The organism is Ureibacillus thermosphaericus, from assembly GCF_002370195.2.
Classification (GTDB): domain Bacteria; phylum Bacillota; class Bacilli; order Bacillales_A; family Planococcaceae; genus Ureibacillus; species Ureibacillus thermosphaericus.
Genome location: NZ_AP018335.1, coordinates 847395 through 864585, shown reverse-complemented (window position 1 = coordinate 864585; position 17191 = coordinate 847395). Strand labels below are relative to the sequence as shown.

16 protein-coding genes and 4 tRNA genes are annotated in these 17191 nt (G+C 36.4%); all 20 read right to left on the bottom strand.

What is annotated here, in order from left to right; translation table 11 throughout:
* Positions 1–299: 299 nt before the first annotated feature.
* The gene (locus UtA1_RS04175) at positions 300–1415 is read right to left on the bottom strand and encodes an IS4 family transposase (RefSeq protein ID WP_096549683.1); all 1116 of its coding nucleotides are present in this window, start codon (positions 1413–1415) and stop codon (positions 300–302) included.
* A gap of 97 nt (positions 1416–1512) precedes the next feature.
* Positions 1513–2127: a TnsA endonuclease N-terminal domain-containing protein gene (locus UtA1_RS04170; protein ID WP_232019897.1), complete on the bottom strand. Its 615-nt coding sequence runs from the start codon at positions 2125–2127 to the stop codon at positions 1513–1515.
* A gap of 220 nt (positions 2128–2347) precedes the next feature.
* Positions 2348–2938, bottom strand: coding sequence for a hypothetical protein (locus tag UtA1_RS04165; RefSeq protein ID WP_232019896.1), 591 nt, complete (start codon positions 2936–2938; stop codon positions 2348–2350).
* A 168-nt stretch (positions 2939–3106) separates the two neighbouring features.
* Positions 3107–4909 carry a glutamine--fructose-6-phosphate transaminase (isomerizing) gene (gene glmS, locus UtA1_RS04160; protein ID WP_096550131.1) on the bottom strand — a complete coding sequence of 601 codons (1803 nt, stop codon included), beginning with the start codon at positions 4907–4909 and terminating at the stop codon, positions 3107–3109.
* 639 nt (positions 4910–5548) lie between these two features.
* Complete coding sequence (locus UtA1_RS04155) at positions 5549–6079, bottom strand: type 1 glutamine amidotransferase domain-containing protein (RefSeq protein ID WP_016839585.1); 531 nt, start codon at positions 6077–6079, stop codon at positions 5549–5551.
* 98 nt (positions 6080–6177) lie between these two features.
* Positions 6178–6396: a hypothetical protein gene (locus tag UtA1_RS04150; protein ID WP_126434408.1), complete on the bottom strand. Its 219-nt coding sequence runs from the start codon at positions 6394–6396 to the stop codon at positions 6178–6180.
* 89 nt (positions 6397–6485) lie between these two features.
* Positions 6486–7838: a phosphoglucosamine mutase gene (glmM, locus tag UtA1_RS04145; RefSeq protein ID WP_096550130.1), complete on the bottom strand. Its 1353-nt coding sequence runs from the start codon at positions 7836–7838 to the stop codon at positions 6486–6488.
* A 107-nt stretch (positions 7839–7945) separates the two neighbouring features.
* Positions 7946–8980, bottom strand: a complete 1035-nt coding sequence (locus UtA1_RS04140) for a CdaR family protein (RefSeq protein ID WP_096550129.1) — start codon at positions 8978–8980, stop codon at positions 7946–7948.
* Positions 8973–9809: a diadenylate cyclase CdaA gene (cdaA, locus tag UtA1_RS04135; protein WP_016839588.1), complete on the bottom strand. Its 837-nt coding sequence runs from the start codon at positions 9807–9809 to the stop codon at positions 8973–8975. The genes UtA1_RS04140 and cdaA overlap by 8 nt, the downstream gene beginning before the upstream one ends.
* A gap of 315 nt (positions 9810–10124) precedes the next feature.
* Positions 10125–10268, bottom strand: coding sequence for a hypothetical protein (locus tag UtA1_RS16990; RefSeq protein ID WP_172597779.1), 144 nt, complete (start codon positions 10266–10268; stop codon positions 10125–10127).
* A gap of 653 nt (positions 10269–10921) precedes the next feature.
* Entirely contained in the window at positions 10922–11542 is a 621-nt protein-coding gene (locus tag UtA1_RS04125; protein ID WP_016839644.1) for an anti-sigma factor family protein, read from the bottom strand.
* Positions 11543–11554: 12 nt separating this feature from the next.
* Positions 11555–12118, bottom strand: a complete 564-nt coding sequence (sigW, locus tag UtA1_RS04120) for an RNA polymerase sigma factor SigW (protein WP_096550127.1) — start codon at positions 12116–12118, stop codon at positions 11555–11557.
* Between the two features lie 139 nt (positions 12119–12257).
* Positions 12258–13163 (bottom strand): arginase, encoded by a 906-nt coding sequence (gene rocF / locus UtA1_RS04115; protein ID WP_016839642.1) that lies wholly within the window; start codon positions 13161–13163, stop codon positions 12258–12260.
* A gap of 317 nt (positions 13164–13480) precedes the next feature.
* Positions 13481–13555 (bottom strand) — tRNA-Gln (locus UtA1_RS04110).
* 5 nt (positions 13556–13560) lie between these two features.
* Positions 13561–13645: transfer RNA gene (locus tag UtA1_RS04105), tRNA-Tyr, on the bottom strand.
* A 22-nt stretch (positions 13646–13667) separates the two neighbouring features.
* A tRNA-Val gene (locus UtA1_RS04100) sits at positions 13668–13743 on the bottom strand.
* Between the two features lie 18 nt (positions 13744–13761).
* Positions 13762–13833 (bottom strand) — tRNA-Glu (locus UtA1_RS04095).
* Positions 13834–13982: 149 nt separating this feature from the next.
* A complete protein-coding gene (locus tag UtA1_RS04090) occupies positions 13983–14762 on the bottom strand; it encodes an ABC transporter ATP-binding protein (RefSeq protein WP_096550126.1) in 780 nt (259 codons plus the stop codon).
* Between the two features lie 78 nt (positions 14763–14840).
* Positions 14841–16088, bottom strand: a complete 1248-nt coding sequence (locus tag UtA1_RS04085; protein ID WP_232019895.1) for an ABC transporter substrate-binding protein — start codon at positions 16086–16088, stop codon at positions 14841–14843.
* Positions 16089–16128: 40 nt separating this feature from the next.
* Entirely contained in the window at positions 16129–17190 is a 1062-nt protein-coding gene (locus UtA1_RS04080; RefSeq protein WP_096552395.1) for a branched-chain amino acid ABC transporter permease, read from the bottom strand.
* Position 17191: the final 1 nt, after the last annotated feature.

The following is a 17191-nucleotide window of genomic DNA, read 5'->3' as shown; positions in this document are numbered from 1 at the left end:
AAAAGGTGTCAATACAAAATAAAAAAGACTGAATCCTAATTGGATCCAGTCCGAAACTATCAATAATATATGGTTGCCTGCTTTCTAACAGGAGTAGAAACGACTTCGATAACTTTATTCACTTAGGAAAGATTATATTTTTTTACATGATTTCATTAGCATTGCATAAATATAGTTAGAATTTTCTGTTAATTAATTTTTGTGAATTTGTGCCAAAAAGACAAAACCTAAAGAAAGGTGGCACTGCCCATTTGGTAAATATATACAGTTAAACCAGAGCGACAACGACAAAAGGGAGATTATGGACTGGCTCGCCCATCAAATTTTCGCAACCAAACATAAGCTGGTTTCCACAGAGCTCTCTTTAACCAACGAGTAATTCGAAGTAGAGATTTCTTACTTTTCATCTCCAATTGAATGAGAACATGTAAGCAATACGTGATAAGGGCTAAGAAAATTTGATTTTGAATAGCTGTTTCACTCATTCCATAAAAGTGCTTAATTTCTACGTGTTGCTTGAGCCATTTGAAAAAGAGTTCAATAGCCCAGCGAGATCGGTAAATATCACTTATCTCTTCTGGTTTTAAATCAAATCGGTTGGTGATGAAACGAAGTAAGTTCCCTTTTGTGTCCATAACTTCTAGTAGACGAAAGACATTTTCAGTACGATTTTGTGTGGTACCAATGTAGACCATTTTATCGGATAGAACGTGACAATCATCAGGAAGTGAAAATGTATAGACTTCACGAATGACTGCGTTTTTCTTCAGTCTTGAAACGAAGAAATAGCCATCATCTGTCATCCGATCAAAACGTTCATAGTCCACATAACCGCGGTCAAACACATACATGGCTTCTTTATCATCCACTAGGACTTCGAGTTGATTTCGGTCATGTTCTTTTGCTGTCGTAATCACTGCTTTTTCAGGATAGACGGTGTCTTTATCCATGAAAACGAGCCGTAAGTGTAGCTTTACACCAGCTTTTGTTTTACGGAATTTTGCCCATTTATAATTGGTCAAATTCAACGGGAGTGTACTTGAATCAATGATTTTCAGTGGCATATTCTTTCCGGTTTTATAATGGTACCGTTGAATTTTCCAAACAAGATCCAAGAACAAATTTGCAAGAATTAGTGGGTTGATCTGATTGTTTTTTCGGGATAGCTGAGAGGCACTTATCGATTCAAATCCGAGTGCTTTTTGAAGATCTTCGTCTACAAGTGCATCACTCATTTCCTCTAAGCTCTTAAATTCGAGCAGCTGGGCTACCAATAAAAGTTTAATATAGGCTTCTGTTGTCAGCTTTTTTGTGTAATAGTCCTGTTTCAATTCTTTGACTTGTTCGCTAAGTTTTTGAATATTTATGGGTGAAACCCATTTACCAAATGATGAAATTAGTGTATTCTTGTCCATAACGTTTATCCTTTACGATTGGATTTGGACAGGAACCACCTGTACTTCCATTGTAAAGGATTTTTTTGTTTCGAAATCAATAAAAAATTGAACATTCTTAGTATTTTGAATCATCAGATTTAATTAGTGCAATGCTAGTGTCATCCGATAAAAAATAAGCTGAATGTAACCACTTGATATTGTCTATTGCATCTCTTGGTAATTCCTTTTCTGTTACGATGCCCCAGTCTACACCTTGTTTTGTCCAATATTCTCTTTCGATTTCAAACTTTTCGATAACCCTTGATGAATTTAATTCTTTATTTTCTTTTACTGTTCTGGCAAAGTAAATAATTTCTTTTTCTTTTCGTACTGTGATGAGAAAATCTGTCGTCATTACAATCGGGGTCTGTGTTGCGGAATCTATGGGGTGTTTTATGTTTTTCTCCTCAGCGATGGGAAGCGTCACATCACGTGGTAGAGGGAATTGTTCTCTAATATCAATAACTTCATCTGCCCAATCGAGTAAGCAAAAATAATTATATTCCATATCGGATAGGAGGTGATGTGTTCGACTTGTGGTCCAACCTTTTACACGATGGGCTCGTCCACTTGAAGGCACGTCTTGAATCATTAACCAAGGCGTATAATTAGATAACTCGCCTTGGCCACGACCTTCTTTATAGTAACGAGCAATTTTTTCCTCCGTCCAACCTGTTTTGCGTTTTGGCATATAACCACCTCCTAGGACATTAGAACTGTAATTACATAACCAACAATTCCCGAAATTGCTGCTCCTAAAAGAAAAATGAATAAATTATATCCCCAATTCTCTTTAACTAATTCATAGAATCCTTGAGGAGTTAGACCGTATACTTCCCTTAAGGATGAATCAGTTTTTAATTCATTGTCTATTATTCGGTCCACAATAATATGAAGTATATCTACTTTCCTTAAAGTTGATTGATGTAATTTAACAAACTCTTTTTTTCAAAAGCCTCTGCTTCCTCTGCTCCAGAAAGAAAATCTCTTTTTGTAATATTGTTTTTATCCACTAGCTTTTCAAAACGAGGATGTTCTTTAATATAGTTAGTACCATATATATCGACTATTTTCCTAGCAAGGTCAAATTTGTTTTTATCGTGAATAACAACCGGAGTTCCACCTAGAACACTGTATCTGTGATTTATAGCTTCAAAACCATAATTGATATCCCTCATGTTCCAATGAATCCAGTTATAATTATTATGACTGGTTACAAATTGAAAAAATTCATCTAGCATTTCTCTTTCTAATTCATCATAATGCTCTTCTATTCTATCTAACTTACCTTGCTTCTCTGCTACTTTATGAATAGAAAAAGAAACTGTTTGACCCGTACTATAATACCTAACTGCTATAGAGGTTATTCTAGGGGTTCTGCCATCCTTGATATTGTAGAAACTCTCACATGAATAATGAATTAATAATAAATTAGAATCTCTTTGAACCAGTTCGTTTAATTCTTTTAATGCATCCTTCCGCTTTTTAATTCTATTTTTCACATTCGCAAACAAAATCACCTCACAAAAAAAACACACGTTCGGAGTTACTTCCATTTTACTCCATAACGTGTGTTTTTTTAAACAACTTTTTTATTTTTTAAACGACTTTTTTATAATTTAAACGACTTTTTTATTACTCGACAAAAAGGTTAAAAGTGTATTGATTATTTACTCCACTGTTACAGACTTCGCCAAATTTCGCGGTTTGTCAACATCGCATCCACGATCTAAAGCAGCATAGTAACTAATGAACTGCAACGGCACTACAGCAACAAGCGGCGTAAGAAGAGCATGCACTTTCGGAATGACAAGTCGGTCTTCGTCTTCATTTAAACCTTCCATTGAAATAACGCATGCATTAGCACCACGTGCCACTAGTTCTTTCACGTTACCGCGGATATTTAATGCCACTGGCTCTTGTGTAACGAGAGCAAAGACAGGTGTTCCATTTTCAATTAATGCAATCGTTCCATGCTTTAACTCCCCACCAGCAAAACCTTCCGCTTGAATATACGATATTTCCTTTAATTTAAGTGCGCCTTCTAAACTTACATAATAATCGATATTTCGACCAATGAAGAACGCATTACGAGTATGATTTAAATATTCATTTGAGATGTTATGCAGTTCTTCTTTAGAATCCACGATTGTTTGAATTGCATTTGCAGCAAAAGCAAGCTCTGTTTTTAAATCGAAGTTCATGATGTTTCCTTTGCTTTTACCCGTAACATAAGCAGCAATTGCTAGAACGGCTAATTGTGCCACATATGCTTTTGTTGAAGCAACAGCAATTTCAGGACCAGCGTGTAGTAATAGCGTGTAATCCGCTTCACGGGAAAGCGTTGAACCCGCAACATTTGTAATGGTTAACGTAGGATAGCCTAATTCTTTTACTTTTACAAGCACCTGTCTGCTATCCGCTGTTTCACCAGATTGAGAAATAAATATAAAGAGCGGTTTTTCAGATAGTAATGGCATATTATAGCCGAACTCACTAGAAATATGAACCTCCACCGGAATTCCAGCAAGCTTTTCAAAGTATTGTTTTCCTACAAGTCCTGCATGGTAGCTCGTTCCTGCCGCAATGATATAAATTCGATCTGCATTGCGTAAAGCAGATAATATTGCTTCATCAATTGTTAATTCTCCAGCATTATTACTATATTCTTGAATGATTTTTCGAACGACACCAGGCTGCTCATCCATTTCTTTTAACATGTAATGAGGATATGTTCCTTTTTCAATGTCGCTAGCATCTAGCTCCACTGTATAAGGTTTCCGTTCAATTTGACGTCCATCTATTGTAGAAATTTCAACTTTATCCTTCGAAACCAATACAACTTCTTTATCATGTAATTCAATAAATTGATTTGTCACTTGCAACATCGCCATTGCATCCGATGCAACTACATTAAATCCTTCACCTACACCGACAAGCAATGGTGATTTGTTTTTAGCAACAAAGATGGTTTCAGTATTTTCCATATCAAGTAAAGCAATCGCATAGGAGCCATGCAATAAAGATAGGGTCTTACGAAACGCTTCTTCAGTTGATGAACCTTCATTAGAGAACAATTCTACAAGCTGGACAATTACCTCTGTATCTGTATCTGATTGCATTGGAGCATCTTTTAAATATTCTTTTTGTAGTAGGTGATAGTTTTCAATGACTCCGTTGTGTACAATCGTAAATCGGCCAGAAAGACTTTGATGTGGATGCGCATTGATTTTATTAGGCTCACCGTGTGTTGCCCAACGTGTATGACCAATGCCGATGTTTCCTTTCATTTTGTCGTCTACAATTTTGCGTAAGTCAGCAATTCTTCCTTTTTCTTTGAAAACTGTAATTCCTTCTTGATTTTGAATGGCTATACCTGCTGAATCATAGCCGCGGTATTCGAGCTTTTCTAGTCCTTTTAATAAGATTTCCTTTGCATCTAAATATCCGTTATATCCAACTATTCCACACATTTACATACCTCCGTCAATAAGCGATACCATACTATCAATTTTCCAAAAAATTGTAGAATTTTGTTACCTGAAAAAGGCAACAGAAAACTAAACCTACTTTTTTGCTCTTTTTTTGAATTTGAACTCTGTCCAGTTCAATATGTCCAAAAAAAAGAATTGTAGGTTTGATATCGCTATTTATTTTTATTGCTTTGCCTTTTCGTTCCTTTGTCCATAAAATTGCTTTTATGTTTTAAGAACGAAATTACGACCGGGCAATGCGATCGGGAGGCATCCGCCGAATATTTCGATAAACCTCCACCTCGTCAACTAAGGATTGATTACCGTCCGATTTCCTTAGTCCTGGCGCTTTCATTGTTTTCCATCGCATTTATATAGCGCGAAACTAACCTCCTTTACCGCGCTCGCTTAATTTTTCTAAAAACTGGAATTTATACTTATAAAAAATTAAGCATTCTCATCATACAGAATATGTATCTATACGTCAATGATTTACTAATGTTACTTATTATTTTTAGATATCAAGAGTTACAATATTCCAAATAAATTTGCCCAAGATAGGAAATTCCCTAGCTTGGGCAAGCAAATTCATAGAATTTATTTTTATTATAAGGGGTATCAAAGGCAATGAATGTTATTTTATTTCTGAAACTCTTTCTCCTTTAATAAATTTACAATTTCTCGGTTAAATTCAGGTAAATCATCTGGTGTTCTGCTTGTAACTAACTGATTGCCACATACAACAACTGGCTCGTCATGGAATTTTGCACCGGCATTTTCTAAATCGACTCGAATCGACTTATATCCTGTCACGTCACGTCCTTCTAATTCTCTTGCCGAAATTAAAAGTTGAGGCCCGTGACAAATGGCAAATACAAGCTTATTCGCTTTCATAAATGATTTAACAAATGCCACTACTCGATCATCATCACGCAACAAATCCGGTGAAAATCCTCCTGGTATGAATAAAGCATCAAAGTCATCTGGATCTACATCTTCAATTCCATAATCAATGTCGACTTTTGCTTCTCCCTTTTTGCCTCTAACGGTTTTGTTACCTACTTTATCAATCGTCACAACTGTATGACCAGCAGCTTCCAACGCTTCTTTCGGACTTGTAAATTCTACATCCTCAAATAAATCTGTAATTAATGTCGCGATTTTTGCCATCATTTCACACTCCCTTTCATATTTCACATTTATTACTATTGCCGATTCCTTCTGTAAATAATCAAAAAGATGGATGAAAAACAGCTTGCGGGGATATTTCACAAATGTAGTTTAAACTCGTATGGATATGAATGATGGCCCACTTGTGCAGATAACCTCTTAACTTGTGTGGTTAGGGTACTAGCTTGTGTAGATAAATTATCAATTTGTGCGGATGATTCCACAGCTTGTGTGGATGTAATTCCTGCTCGTGCTGATGTTTCCGTAACTTGTGTGGATGCAACTTTAGCTTGTGCAGATATAACTCCCGATAACATAGAAACTTATGGATTCTTTTATCCAGACATAATAAAAAAGCTGTGTGTAAAGTCAATGTATTTTGACATTACCCACAGCACTGTTTATGTTATTCAGTAATACCCATTTCTTTTTTTACAACTTCTGCAATGCGATTTACATAGCTTTCACATTCTTCATCCGTTGGTGCTTCCACCATTACTCGAACTAATGGTTCTGTTCCAGAAGGACGAACTAGTACTCGACCATTGTTTCCAAGTACATCTTCCACTTCTTTAATTGCTTCTTGCACTTTTGGATTGTCCTTCACTTTATTTTTATCTGTAACACGTACGTTAACTAAACGTTGCGGGAATACTTTCATTTCTGATGCTAGTTCAGATAAACGCTTACCTGTTAATTTCATAATATTTACTAATTGGATAGCTGTTAGCATACCATCGCCAGTAGTGTTGTAATCAAGGAATACGATGTGGCCAGATTGTTCGCCACCTAAGTTGTAACCATTTTTACGCATTTCTTCAACGACATAGCGGTCACCAACAGGCGTTTGTATACTAGTCATTCCGTTTTCTTCTAATGCTTTATAGAATCCCATGTTGCTCATCACAGTCGAAACGATTGTATTTTTCTTTAAAAGCCCTTTACTATTTAAATATTTCCCGATGATAAACATGATTTGGTCGCCATCGACAATATTCCCTTTTTCATCGACTGCAATCAATCGATCTCCATCTCCGTCAAAGGCTAGCCCAACATCCGCTTCTCTTTCCACAACGAATTCTGCCAGCTTTTCAGGGTGTGTAGAACCTACTCCATCATTAATATTTAATCCATCCGGAGAAGCACCCATTGTTGAAATATCTGCCTCTAAATCTGCAAATAAATGCGTTGCTAATGAAGAAGTAGCTCCGTTCGCACAGTCAATCGCAACGTGAATACCTTCAAAATCTTCATCAACCGTTTGTTTTAGATAGGAGATGTATTTCTGACCACCTTCAAAATAATCGCTGACTGTGCCTAAATCTGCCCCAATTGGTCTCGGCAGTGTATCTACCTCAGCATCTAGTAATTTTTCAATCTCTTCTTCTTGTTCATCTGTTAATTTATAACCATCTGGACCGAAAAATTTAATTCCGTTATCTTGAACTGGATTATGTGAAGCTGAAATCATAATTCCTGCATCTGCATTCATTACTCGAGTTAGATAAGCAACACCCGGTGTGCTAATGACACCTAATCTCATGACTTCAACTCCAATAGAAAGCAAGCCAGCAACTAACGCTCCTTCTAACATATGACCAGAAATTCTTGTATCTCGACCAATGATGACTTTTGGTCTTTCATTAGCATTTTTGGTTAAAATGTATCCCCCTACACGACCTAATTTAAATGCAAGTTCCGGGGAGAGCTCTGTATTTGCGACTCCTCGTACGCCGTCTGTTCCAAAATATTTTCCCATAACTATTCTCTCCTTCAACACTTGACATTCCATATTTGAATAATTCATGGAATCAAAACAAGCTATTTATGTTATTTGAGTAGTTTTTTATTTTGAAATTCAAGATTTTATTCGCTTTTTATTTCCTCATCAACACTATTTGGCTCATCCATATTTTGGTCTTCATCGGTTTCTTCATCAACTGAATCTGGTTGAGTTGGTGTTTTTGTAACATTAGCGCGTACAATAATTTTATCAGTTCCTAATTTAGTAGCTCCCTTCGGCAAGTTTAGGTCCACTTCATAATTTCCTGAGCGGTCAACCTTCGATACGTCAAATTCTACGACTAAAGACTTTAGGGAGTCAATAATAGATTTTGGACCGAACAATTCAACCGTCTTTGTATCTGTATTTAGTTCATTAATTACTACACCTTGTTGTGGTGTTCCTATTTTCCTGAGTGTGATTGGAATATCTCTGCTATATTCCTCCACTTCAACAGTCACATTAACCGTTTCTGGTTGAATAGATACATCTAGTTTATTTAAATTACTATCTAATACTTTGACATTCGCTTCTTGGGTAAAAGATTCCTTAATTCCTTCCGGTACTGAAACTGTTGCTTTTACATAACTTATGTTTTCAATTATGCTCTTGGCACCTGTTACAATCACTTTACTCGGCTCAGCCATCATCGATTTTAACACATAACCTTCCGCAAACAATCGGTTATTGATTTCAGGATCGACCCTAAACTCTTGAGTTACTTTTTCTTCAATAACAACATCCACTACCTCTGGGTCAATTGTCACATTCAGTTTATCAGAAAAATTTTCATGCTGTATTGTAACTCTATGTTCACCAATTAACAATGAATTTAAGTCAACAAATACTTTAAAATCTTTTTGGAATTTTGTTTTTAACACTATTTGCATTGGGCCTTCAATCGTTACATCTACAGTTTCTGGCAACCCAGTAACAATTAAATTTTCGGAATCATAATAGACCTCTAAAGGAATATCCGTAATAATATCTACATGATTATTCGATGTAGATTCTTTTCCACCACCAGTTAATTCTGCTTTCACGTAAAAGAAGAGAAGAAACGCTAATATGAAGGCTGTTGCTCTCAACACCCATATATTATCAAAAAATTTATCCATGTTTTTTCCCCCTCCAAGTCCACTTAGAGGATGCGTCTAGTTCCATTTCTGGCCCAAACCATAATGTTCTAAGTAAAGATTCGAAATTTTCTAATGTGAGATTTCTATGTAGATTGCCATTCACTGCAATACTAACTGCACCTGTTTCTTCCGATACAACAACTACGATAGCATCTGTAACTTCACTTAACCCAAGAGCAGCTCGATGCCTTGTACCAAGTTCTTTTGATATCAATGTGCTTTCTGATAATGGTAAATAACATGCCGCTGCTGCTATTCGATCTTTTTGTACAATTACTGCTCCATCATGAAGTGGGGTATTTGGAATAAAAGTATTAATAATCAATTCTGACGTGATATGGGCATCAAGTCGAATACCTGTTTCGATATATTCGTTTAAGCCTGTTTCTTTTTCAATGGAAATGAGTGCACCAATTCGTCTTTTCGCCATATAACTTACAGCTTTTTTCATTGCTTCAATAAGACGCGCTTGTTCATCTTCCAATTGATTTACTGGACGTTGAAATAATCTACCGCGTCCAATTTGTTCAAGGGCTCTTCGAATTTCAGGTGTGAAAATAATAATAATCGCTAAAAATCCCCAATCAATTACTTCTTGGAGCATCCAGCCTAATGTATCCAAACCAAAGATTTCAGTTGCAATTCTTGCAATGATAATGACGAATAAACCTTTTAATAACTGAACGGCTTTCGTCCCTTTTATAAGGGTTAAAATTTTATATATAACGTACCAAACAAGTATGACGTCCAATAAACTAAAAATAATATTTACAGGAGTAAAGTCAGTAAATTGCTCAATTATATTCATGTGGCATCCCCCACTTAATTCACCAAATCAATAACAAAAAAACACATGCGATATAGTTTATGCATTTTTTATAAAAATAGTATATAAAAAATTCCATTTTTATAAATTTAAAAAATTCCCAATTATACTATCAACAAGTATATCATAATCAAATCCATAAAGCTTTTATAGTATTGACGAAACTTTTATATCAATTGTTTCTTTTTTTCTTTTCTTGTCTAAAAATATCGATTTTGATTAAATCGAGTAGGAGGGAGCGATTAACTCCCGTCCTCTCACACCACCGTACGTACGGTTCCGTATACGGCGGTTCAATTAAGATGATTGACGCAAGTCTTTATAACTTCCGTGAATAGCTGTTCTCTTTATGCCAGTGGTCACTCCACCCTCCAAGAGGTCTCCCACGGGATTCACCGCTTCCTTCCTCAAGTGAGGTACTACGTTTTCTGTGTTCATCATGACTCACTGAATGCCAAGGGCTATTCTCTCTTAATTGTTCGGTCCTTCTCAGTTGTTCTAGACCAACTAATACTATGACCTCTGCTGACTTCTGACGGTTCAGCTACTTATCGCTAAGTAGGTTATGAAGAGTACTTCACCTATCCGCCAGACCTCCCCGGGTAAGTACATGCACTTTCACACCATCTATCCGCCTCATCTACTCGATATGACCTTCGACAGAAAGAGCTTTGTTTTGTTTGGCAAACTCACTCAATCATACCTAGCCTTATATGAGGTTCGTGTTCCTCGGACCGGTGTTTTGCCTCCAGCTTCCTTCAGATTCCGCGTCACCACGGACACCCTTGCTCTTGGCTAACCTCTACTTCTGTCTTCGGGGTTCGGGACTTACACCCTATAGTTCATGTACATGCCGGGCGCACCAAAAAAATTATCATCCATTTTCGGATGATAATTTTTTGTTTAAATCATTATTGTTTCAAAAGAAGAACATACTAGAAATGCTTCTTTGCCACTTTTCAGACATTACTTTCCTTAAGAATGCATGCATAGAAACTGTCTATATGTCCACGCCACATGTAAGATTACAGTTCTTTAAAAACACATTTAATTTCTGTTACATCTACTTGCTGCTGAACAATCCAATTCCTATTTTATTCTTCATCTTTTTCAAACAGTGTCACAAAGTCCGATGCCATTCGTTTAATCTCATACCATATCCATTCAAACACTTGATCAATTTCTTGAATCTGTCCCGATACAACTGCCGTAGATGCCATATATTCCCCATTAATGACGATTATATTGCCATCTACTTCTCCTTCAACTACAATATCTCCGTTTTTTACAACAATATCACCTTTTACGACTTCACCTTCAGGAACAATGACCGTTTGCCCTTCAACGATTAAGTTTGGTTGTTTCGTTACTGAAAATTTATCATCATTAAAACTTCCAAATAAGGTTGCACTCATAAATAAAACAAACATTGCGGCCGCTACTAAAAATGGATGTCTTCTAAGCCATTTTTGCACGCCTACTCGACTTTTCGGTCTAGGCAGACGCTTCATTACCTTTTCCTCAAAATGTGGAGGTGCTGTAATATGCGCTGCACTTTTAATAAATGCAATCGTGTCACTCAGTTGATGCATATGTTGTTGACATTCCGTACATGTCTTCAAATGCTGTTTTAGCACTTGTTCGTGTTCACGGCTAATGTCGCCATCTAAATACTCGTGCATATAGTCAATAATGTGTTGTGGACACGTACTCATGCAATTCCCCTCCTACAATTTGTTAAGCTGCTTTCTTAACGCTTCACGGCCTCTATGAATTCTAGTTTTCACCGTTCCCAAAGGCAAGTCAAGTATTTCACTTATTTCTTGAAGAGAACATTCTTCAATATATTTTAGTACTATCACCGTACGATATTTCTCAGGTAATCTGCTAATTTCATATTGGATGCGTTCTTGAATTTCCATTTGGAGAGCTACATCTTCAGGTAGATCTTCTTCAGTTGCAATATGTGAATACATATTTAATCCATCAGTACCATCTACCTCAGCATCTAAATAGTAATCTGGTTTTTTCTTACGAATTCGATCTATACATAGGTTCGTTGCTATGCGATAAAGCCAAGTTGAAAATTTCCTATTTTGATCGAACGTATGTAAATTAATATACGCCCGAACAAAAGCTTCTTGAGCAATATCTTCCGCCTCTTGCTTATTTCCAAGCATTCGATAACAAATTTGGTATAGCTTGTGCTGGTAGAGGCTCACAATATCTGAAAATGCGTTTTGATCACCTTTTAGCACTTGCTTTATTCTTTTGTTCACTAACGCATCCATGTGTTTCTCCACCTTTTTTGGCTTAACGTAATATACGAATGAATTCTTCACAAAGTTTCATTTTTTAGTTGAAATACAAAAAAGAATTCTGACCCTAATAAAGTATAAAATACCAAATTTATCAAATAAATAGTACATTTTACACTAATTTTTCGCCTAGCAACGACCCCATTAATGCTACCGCAGTATCAGCCGTTTTATTGCGCTCATCAAGAATTGGATTTACTTCCACAAATTCACATGAAGTAATAATTTTTGCCTCTTCCAACATTTCCATTGCTAAGTGGCTTTCTCGATAAGTAATTCCTCCAGGTACTGGCGTTCCTACTCCAGGTGTATAGATAGGGTCCAAAGCATCTAAATCAATGGAAATATGCACCCCATCAACTTCCCGTTCTCTTAAATATGCCACTGTTTCTTCTATTACTTTTGTCATACCCACTCGATCGATTTCATGCATTGTAAAAATTTTAATCCCCTTTTCTTTAATTAAAGCTCTTTCTCCCTCATCAATCGAACGAGCGCCTATAATGACAACATTTTCATATTTAATCGTTGGTGCATTTTTTGCGATATTAATTAATCGTTCATCACCAAGTCCAAGGTTTACCGCTAAAGGCATACCATGAATATTTCCGGAAGGAGTTGTTTCTGAAGTATTGATGTCTGTATGAGCATCAAACCAAATAACACCTAAATTGTTATAATGTTTTCTTATTCCAGCAATGGAACCGATAGAGATACTATGGTCTCCTCCAAGAATTACAGGAAATCTTCCTTGCTGAATAACTTCATCCACTTTGTCCGCTAATTTTTCACTAACCTCTAGAACTTCTTCTAAATTTAACAATTTCTTATCGCTAATCTCACTTTTTTTCGTTTTATGAACTGATACATTTCCTTCATCAATCACTTCATATCCTAATCTTTCTAATCTTTCAATTGCGCCAGCGTATCTCATCGCGCTTGGCCCCATATCTACCCCTCTACGTTGTTGACCATAATCTGACGGAACTCCTATAATTGATATTTTTTTTCTTTCCATAAAAACACCCCCTGATAAATTTAATTCTATAAGAGTATGATGGTTTGACTCAACTTGACAAAAAATTGTATAAATATACATAAAAAAACGCAGAATATAGCGATTTCTTCATATAGAATGTATTTCAAAAATACGTTTTAACCAATCCATTAAACTTGTAAGCATGGAATTAAATTATAGTTTTTCGTGTACTCTTGACCTTTATACAATAAAAAAAATCCTTTACTCATTGAGTAAAGGATTGACTAGTTAAAATTATTTATTCGATTAACACTTTATTGAAGGGTAATATACAATCTTAAGCAATATTATTTTAGTGGCTGGGGTACCAGGATTCGAACCTGGGCATGACGGAATCAAAATCCGGTGCCTTACCGCTTGGCTATACCCCAATAAATGGTGGAGGGGGGCGGATTCGAACCGCCGAACCCAAAGGGAACGGATTTACAGTCCGTCGCGTTTAGCCACTTCGCTACCCCTCCAAATGTATATCCAAACAATATATGGTGGAGGATGACGGGATCGAACCGCCGACCCCCTGCTTGTAAGGCAGGTGCTCTCCCAGCTGAGCTAATCCTCCTAAATTAATAAAAAATAATGACCCGTACGGGATTCGAACCCGTGTTACCGCCGTGAAAGGGCGGTGTCTTAACCACTTGACCAACGGGCCATTGTCTCCTTAACAAGACAAGAATTATAATATCATGTATTACTGAACTATGCAATAGAAAAATTAAATTTTTTTCAAAAAAATTTATATCTACCTTAAAAGTATGCTAATACCTTTAAGGTAGCCAATTCTATAATTGTAAATACTTCTTACCAAACAATTCTTTGTCGGCGTCGATTGCTTCTACCTTCTTTTATATCTTTTCCAGTGCCTAAATAATGTTCACTAATATTTTTATCTTCTAATAATGCCGATGCTTCACCTTTCATTACAACCCTACCATTTTCGATAATATATCCATAATGTGCTATAGAAAGGGCGATGTTAGCATTCTGTTCGACGACTAATATCGTCAAACCTTCTTCTTCGTTAATCTTTCTTATATTCTCAAAAATTTCCTTTACAAGCAATGGGGCAATGCCCAATGATGGTTCATCAAGCAGTAATAATTTTGGTTTTGCCATAAGTCCTCTGCCAATGGCCAACATTTGTTGTTCTCCACCAGATAAGTAACCTGCTTTTCGATGTTCAAGCATTTTTAATTTTGGGAAGTATTCATAAATCTTTTCAATGTCACTTTTAATTGAAGAGCGATCTTTTCTTGTATATGCTCCTGCATATAAATTTTCTTCCACCGTTAAATCTTTAAATATTCTACGACCTTCCATACACAAAAAGATTCCCTTTTTCACCAACTGATCGGGAGAAATATTGTTTATGATTTCTCCTTGAAATTCAATTGTTCCTTCCGTAATATGTCCGTCTTCTGCAGCCAATAGACCTGAAATAGCTTTTAAAGTTGTTGATTTCCCCGCACCATTACTGCCAAGCAGTGCAACTATTTGCCCTTCTTTAACATTAAGCGAAATTCCTCGCAATGCTAGAATCATTTTTTGATAAACCGCTTCTAAATTGCTCACACGAAGCATTTTTTTATCTCCTTCCATCAATCGTTAAAGAGAAAAAGGGACAATAGAATGTTGTCCCTTTCATTAATTTTGATTTTTTCAATCTTTGTAGCTGAAGTAATCAGTAATTGGCTCCCATTTTCCGTTTTTCACAATACCAAGTCGAGTCATTTCTGTACCAGCATGATTATCTGGAGCAAAGGATACATTTGCAGCTAAACCGCCTAAATCTAAGTTTTGAATGGATTCAAGACCTTCGCGAATTTGTGGTCCTGTTAAATCGCCTTCAGGATATTTTTCTGCAGCGATTTTAATTGCTTCAACCATAATTTTTGCTGCAATCCATCCTTGTACAAATTTTTGATTAATATCATCAACTGTCTTACCTTTTGCATCTAAATATTCTTTAATCTCCGCCATACCAGGCATATCTTCATAAGGGAATGCATGGGAAAGGATACCTATATATCCTTCTGCAACATCTGCACCTGCAATATCAATAATTCCTTCACCTGCTGCCCAGTTTAATCCGATAAATTGCGTATCAATGCCTAATGTTTTTGCATCACGTAAAATTGTAGATGTAGCTCCCCAAGTTTGTTGAATAATAGCATAATCTGGATTTTTCTTTTCCATATTTAACAATTGAGATTGAGCTTCTGTTGCTTGAACATCAATAACTTGTTCATCAACTACTTCCACTCCAACTTCTTTTGCATATTCTTTAATATCTTCAATTGGTGAACGCCCAAATGCTGTGTCATTGTAAAGCAATGCTAAAGTTGGAGCATCGTCTCCTTCATGGTTTTCAACAATCCATTTAAGAATTGCTCGTCCTTGATCTGAATAGGAAGCAGCTGTTAAGAAATTGTATGGACTTTCATTAATATTTTTCAAGTTTTCAGAGTAAGAAGCTGAAATAAATGGTAATTGGTCTGTAGCTACTTGCTGTCTTAAAGCTTCCGTGTCACCTGTACCCCAACCTAAAATAGCAACAGCCTTTTCCTTATCACGCAATTCTTGATAAATTTTTTGAGCTTCTGGAATTTGGTAGGCGTAATCTTTACCGATTAATTTTAGGTCAAGTCCTTCCACTCCGCCTTTCATTTCTAGATACTCAAAATATGCTTTTTCTCCTTCCGCATAAGGTGTTCCTACATCTCCAGTACCACCTGTGATATCATACAAACCTCCAACAACGACTGTGCGTTTGCCTCCACTATCGCTCGAATTCGATGAACTACCATCGTTCGAAGTGCTTGGATTTGCTGAGTCTCCACCTCCACAAGCTGAAAGGATGATGAGTAACACCCCTAGCATAACCCCCAAAAGTTGTTTGCTTTTCAAAACAAAATCCCCCTTTTTTATATAAAATTTATTAACTAACTTAATAGGAGAATGGCCAAACTCTGAAATAGTTTTTTATGTTATGCCAAATATGAGCTAAACCACCTGGTTCAAAAATTAAAAACAGAATAATCGCTAAACCGAAAACAAATTCTTTAAAGGCTGAGAATAATTGGTATAAGTTAGGCATGTATGCAGTTAACAAATCAACAATAGATGTTAGTCCTACAGGTAAAAGGGTAATGAATATAGCCCCTAAAATAGATCCTAAAATGCTTCCTAGCCCACCAATCAACACCATGGCGAGGTATTGAATGGAAACATGGATATTGTATAGTTCAGGACTCACAATCATTGTGTAATGAGCTAATAATGCTCCCGCAATCCCAACGAAAAAGGAACTTATAATAAAGGCTAGTACTTTATAGTAGAATAAGTTAATCCCCATAATCTGCGCAGCAATATCTCGATCTCGAACAGCTAAAAAGGCTCGCCCGACTCTCGTTCTTAATAAGTTCACCGAATATATGACAGTTAAAATCAAAATGATAATCGATAAATAATAATAAGATGCGTTAGACATGAAAGAGTAGCTTCCGATGCTAGGCCGACTCAATACCATTCCTGCTGTTCCACCTGTGACGTTATCCCATCGGCTGATGATGAATGTAATAATCACTTGTGCTGCCAATGTGGCAATGGCTAAATATAACCCTTTTAGTCTTAAAGATGGGATTCCAAACAATCCTCCAACCAATGCTGTCACAATACCAGCTAGCGGGAGAGAAACCCAGAAACTTAAACCATAAGTTGTAGTGAGTATCGCTGTTGTATATCCTCCTACCCCTAAAAATGCACCAACTCCGATAGAGATTTGTCCAGTAAATCCGGTTAAAATGTTTAAGCCAATTGCACCGATAGCGGAAATAGCACAAAGGGTAAGAAGCCCTACCCAATAATTCGATACGTAGAGCGGTAATGTTAGTAAAATGATGAACAAAAAAAGCCATTTTACGATTTCACTCTTCGTTCCAAAGAGTTTCATATCATCTTTATAGGATGTTTTGTAATTTCCACATTCTCTTACAAACAAATTCCTCAAC

What these genes read in the sequence shown, in the direction of transcription:
- UtA1_RS04175 (WP_096549683.1), bottom strand. Translation starts at nt 1,415, where the DNA reads ATGGACAAGAATACACTAATTTCATCATTTGGTAAATGGGTTTCACCC.
- UtA1_RS04170 (WP_232019897.1), bottom strand. Translation starts at nt 2,127, where the DNA reads ATGCCAAAACGCAAAACAGGTTGGACGGAGGAAAAAATTGCTCGTTAC.
- glmS (WP_096550131.1), bottom strand. Translation starts at nt 4,909, where the DNA reads ATGTGTGGAATAGTTGGATATAACGGATATTTAGATGCAAAGGAAATC.
- UtA1_RS04155 (WP_016839585.1), bottom strand. Translation starts at nt 6,079, where the DNA reads ATGGCAAAAATCGCGACATTAATTACAGATTTATTTGAGGATGTAGAA.
- UtA1_RS04150 (WP_126434408.1), bottom strand. Translation starts at nt 6,396, where the DNA reads ATGTTATCGGGAGTTATATCTGCACAAGCTAAAGTTGCATCCACACAA.
- glmM (WP_096550130.1), bottom strand. Translation starts at nt 7,838, where the DNA reads ATGGGAAAATATTTTGGAACAGACGGCGTACGAGGAGTCGCAAATACA.
- UtA1_RS04140 (WP_096550129.1), bottom strand. Translation starts at nt 8,980, where the DNA reads ATGGATAAATTTTTTGATAATATATGGGTGTTGAGAGCAACAGCCTTC.
- cdaA (WP_016839588.1), bottom strand. Translation starts at nt 9,809, where the DNA reads ATGAATATAATTGAGCAATTTACTGACTTTACTCCTGTAAATATTATT.
- UtA1_RS16990 (WP_172597779.1), bottom strand. Translation starts at nt 10,268, where the DNA reads ATGATGAACACAGAAAACGTAGTACCTCACTTGAGGAAGGAAGCGGTG.
- UtA1_RS04125 (WP_016839644.1), bottom strand. Translation starts at nt 11,542, where the DNA reads ATGAGTACGTGTCCACAACACATTATTGACTATATGCACGAGTATTTA.
- sigW (WP_096550127.1), bottom strand. Translation starts at nt 12,118, where the DNA reads ATGGATGCGTTAGTGAACAAAAGAATAAAGCAAGTGCTAAAAGGTGAT.
- rocF (WP_016839642.1), bottom strand. Translation starts at nt 13,163, where the DNA reads ATGGAAAGAAAAAAAATATCAATTATAGGAGTTCCGTCAGATTATGGT.
- UtA1_RS04090 (WP_096550126.1), bottom strand. Translation starts at nt 14,762, where the DNA reads ATGCTTCGTGTGAGCAATTTAGAAGCGGTTTATCAAAAAATGATTCTA.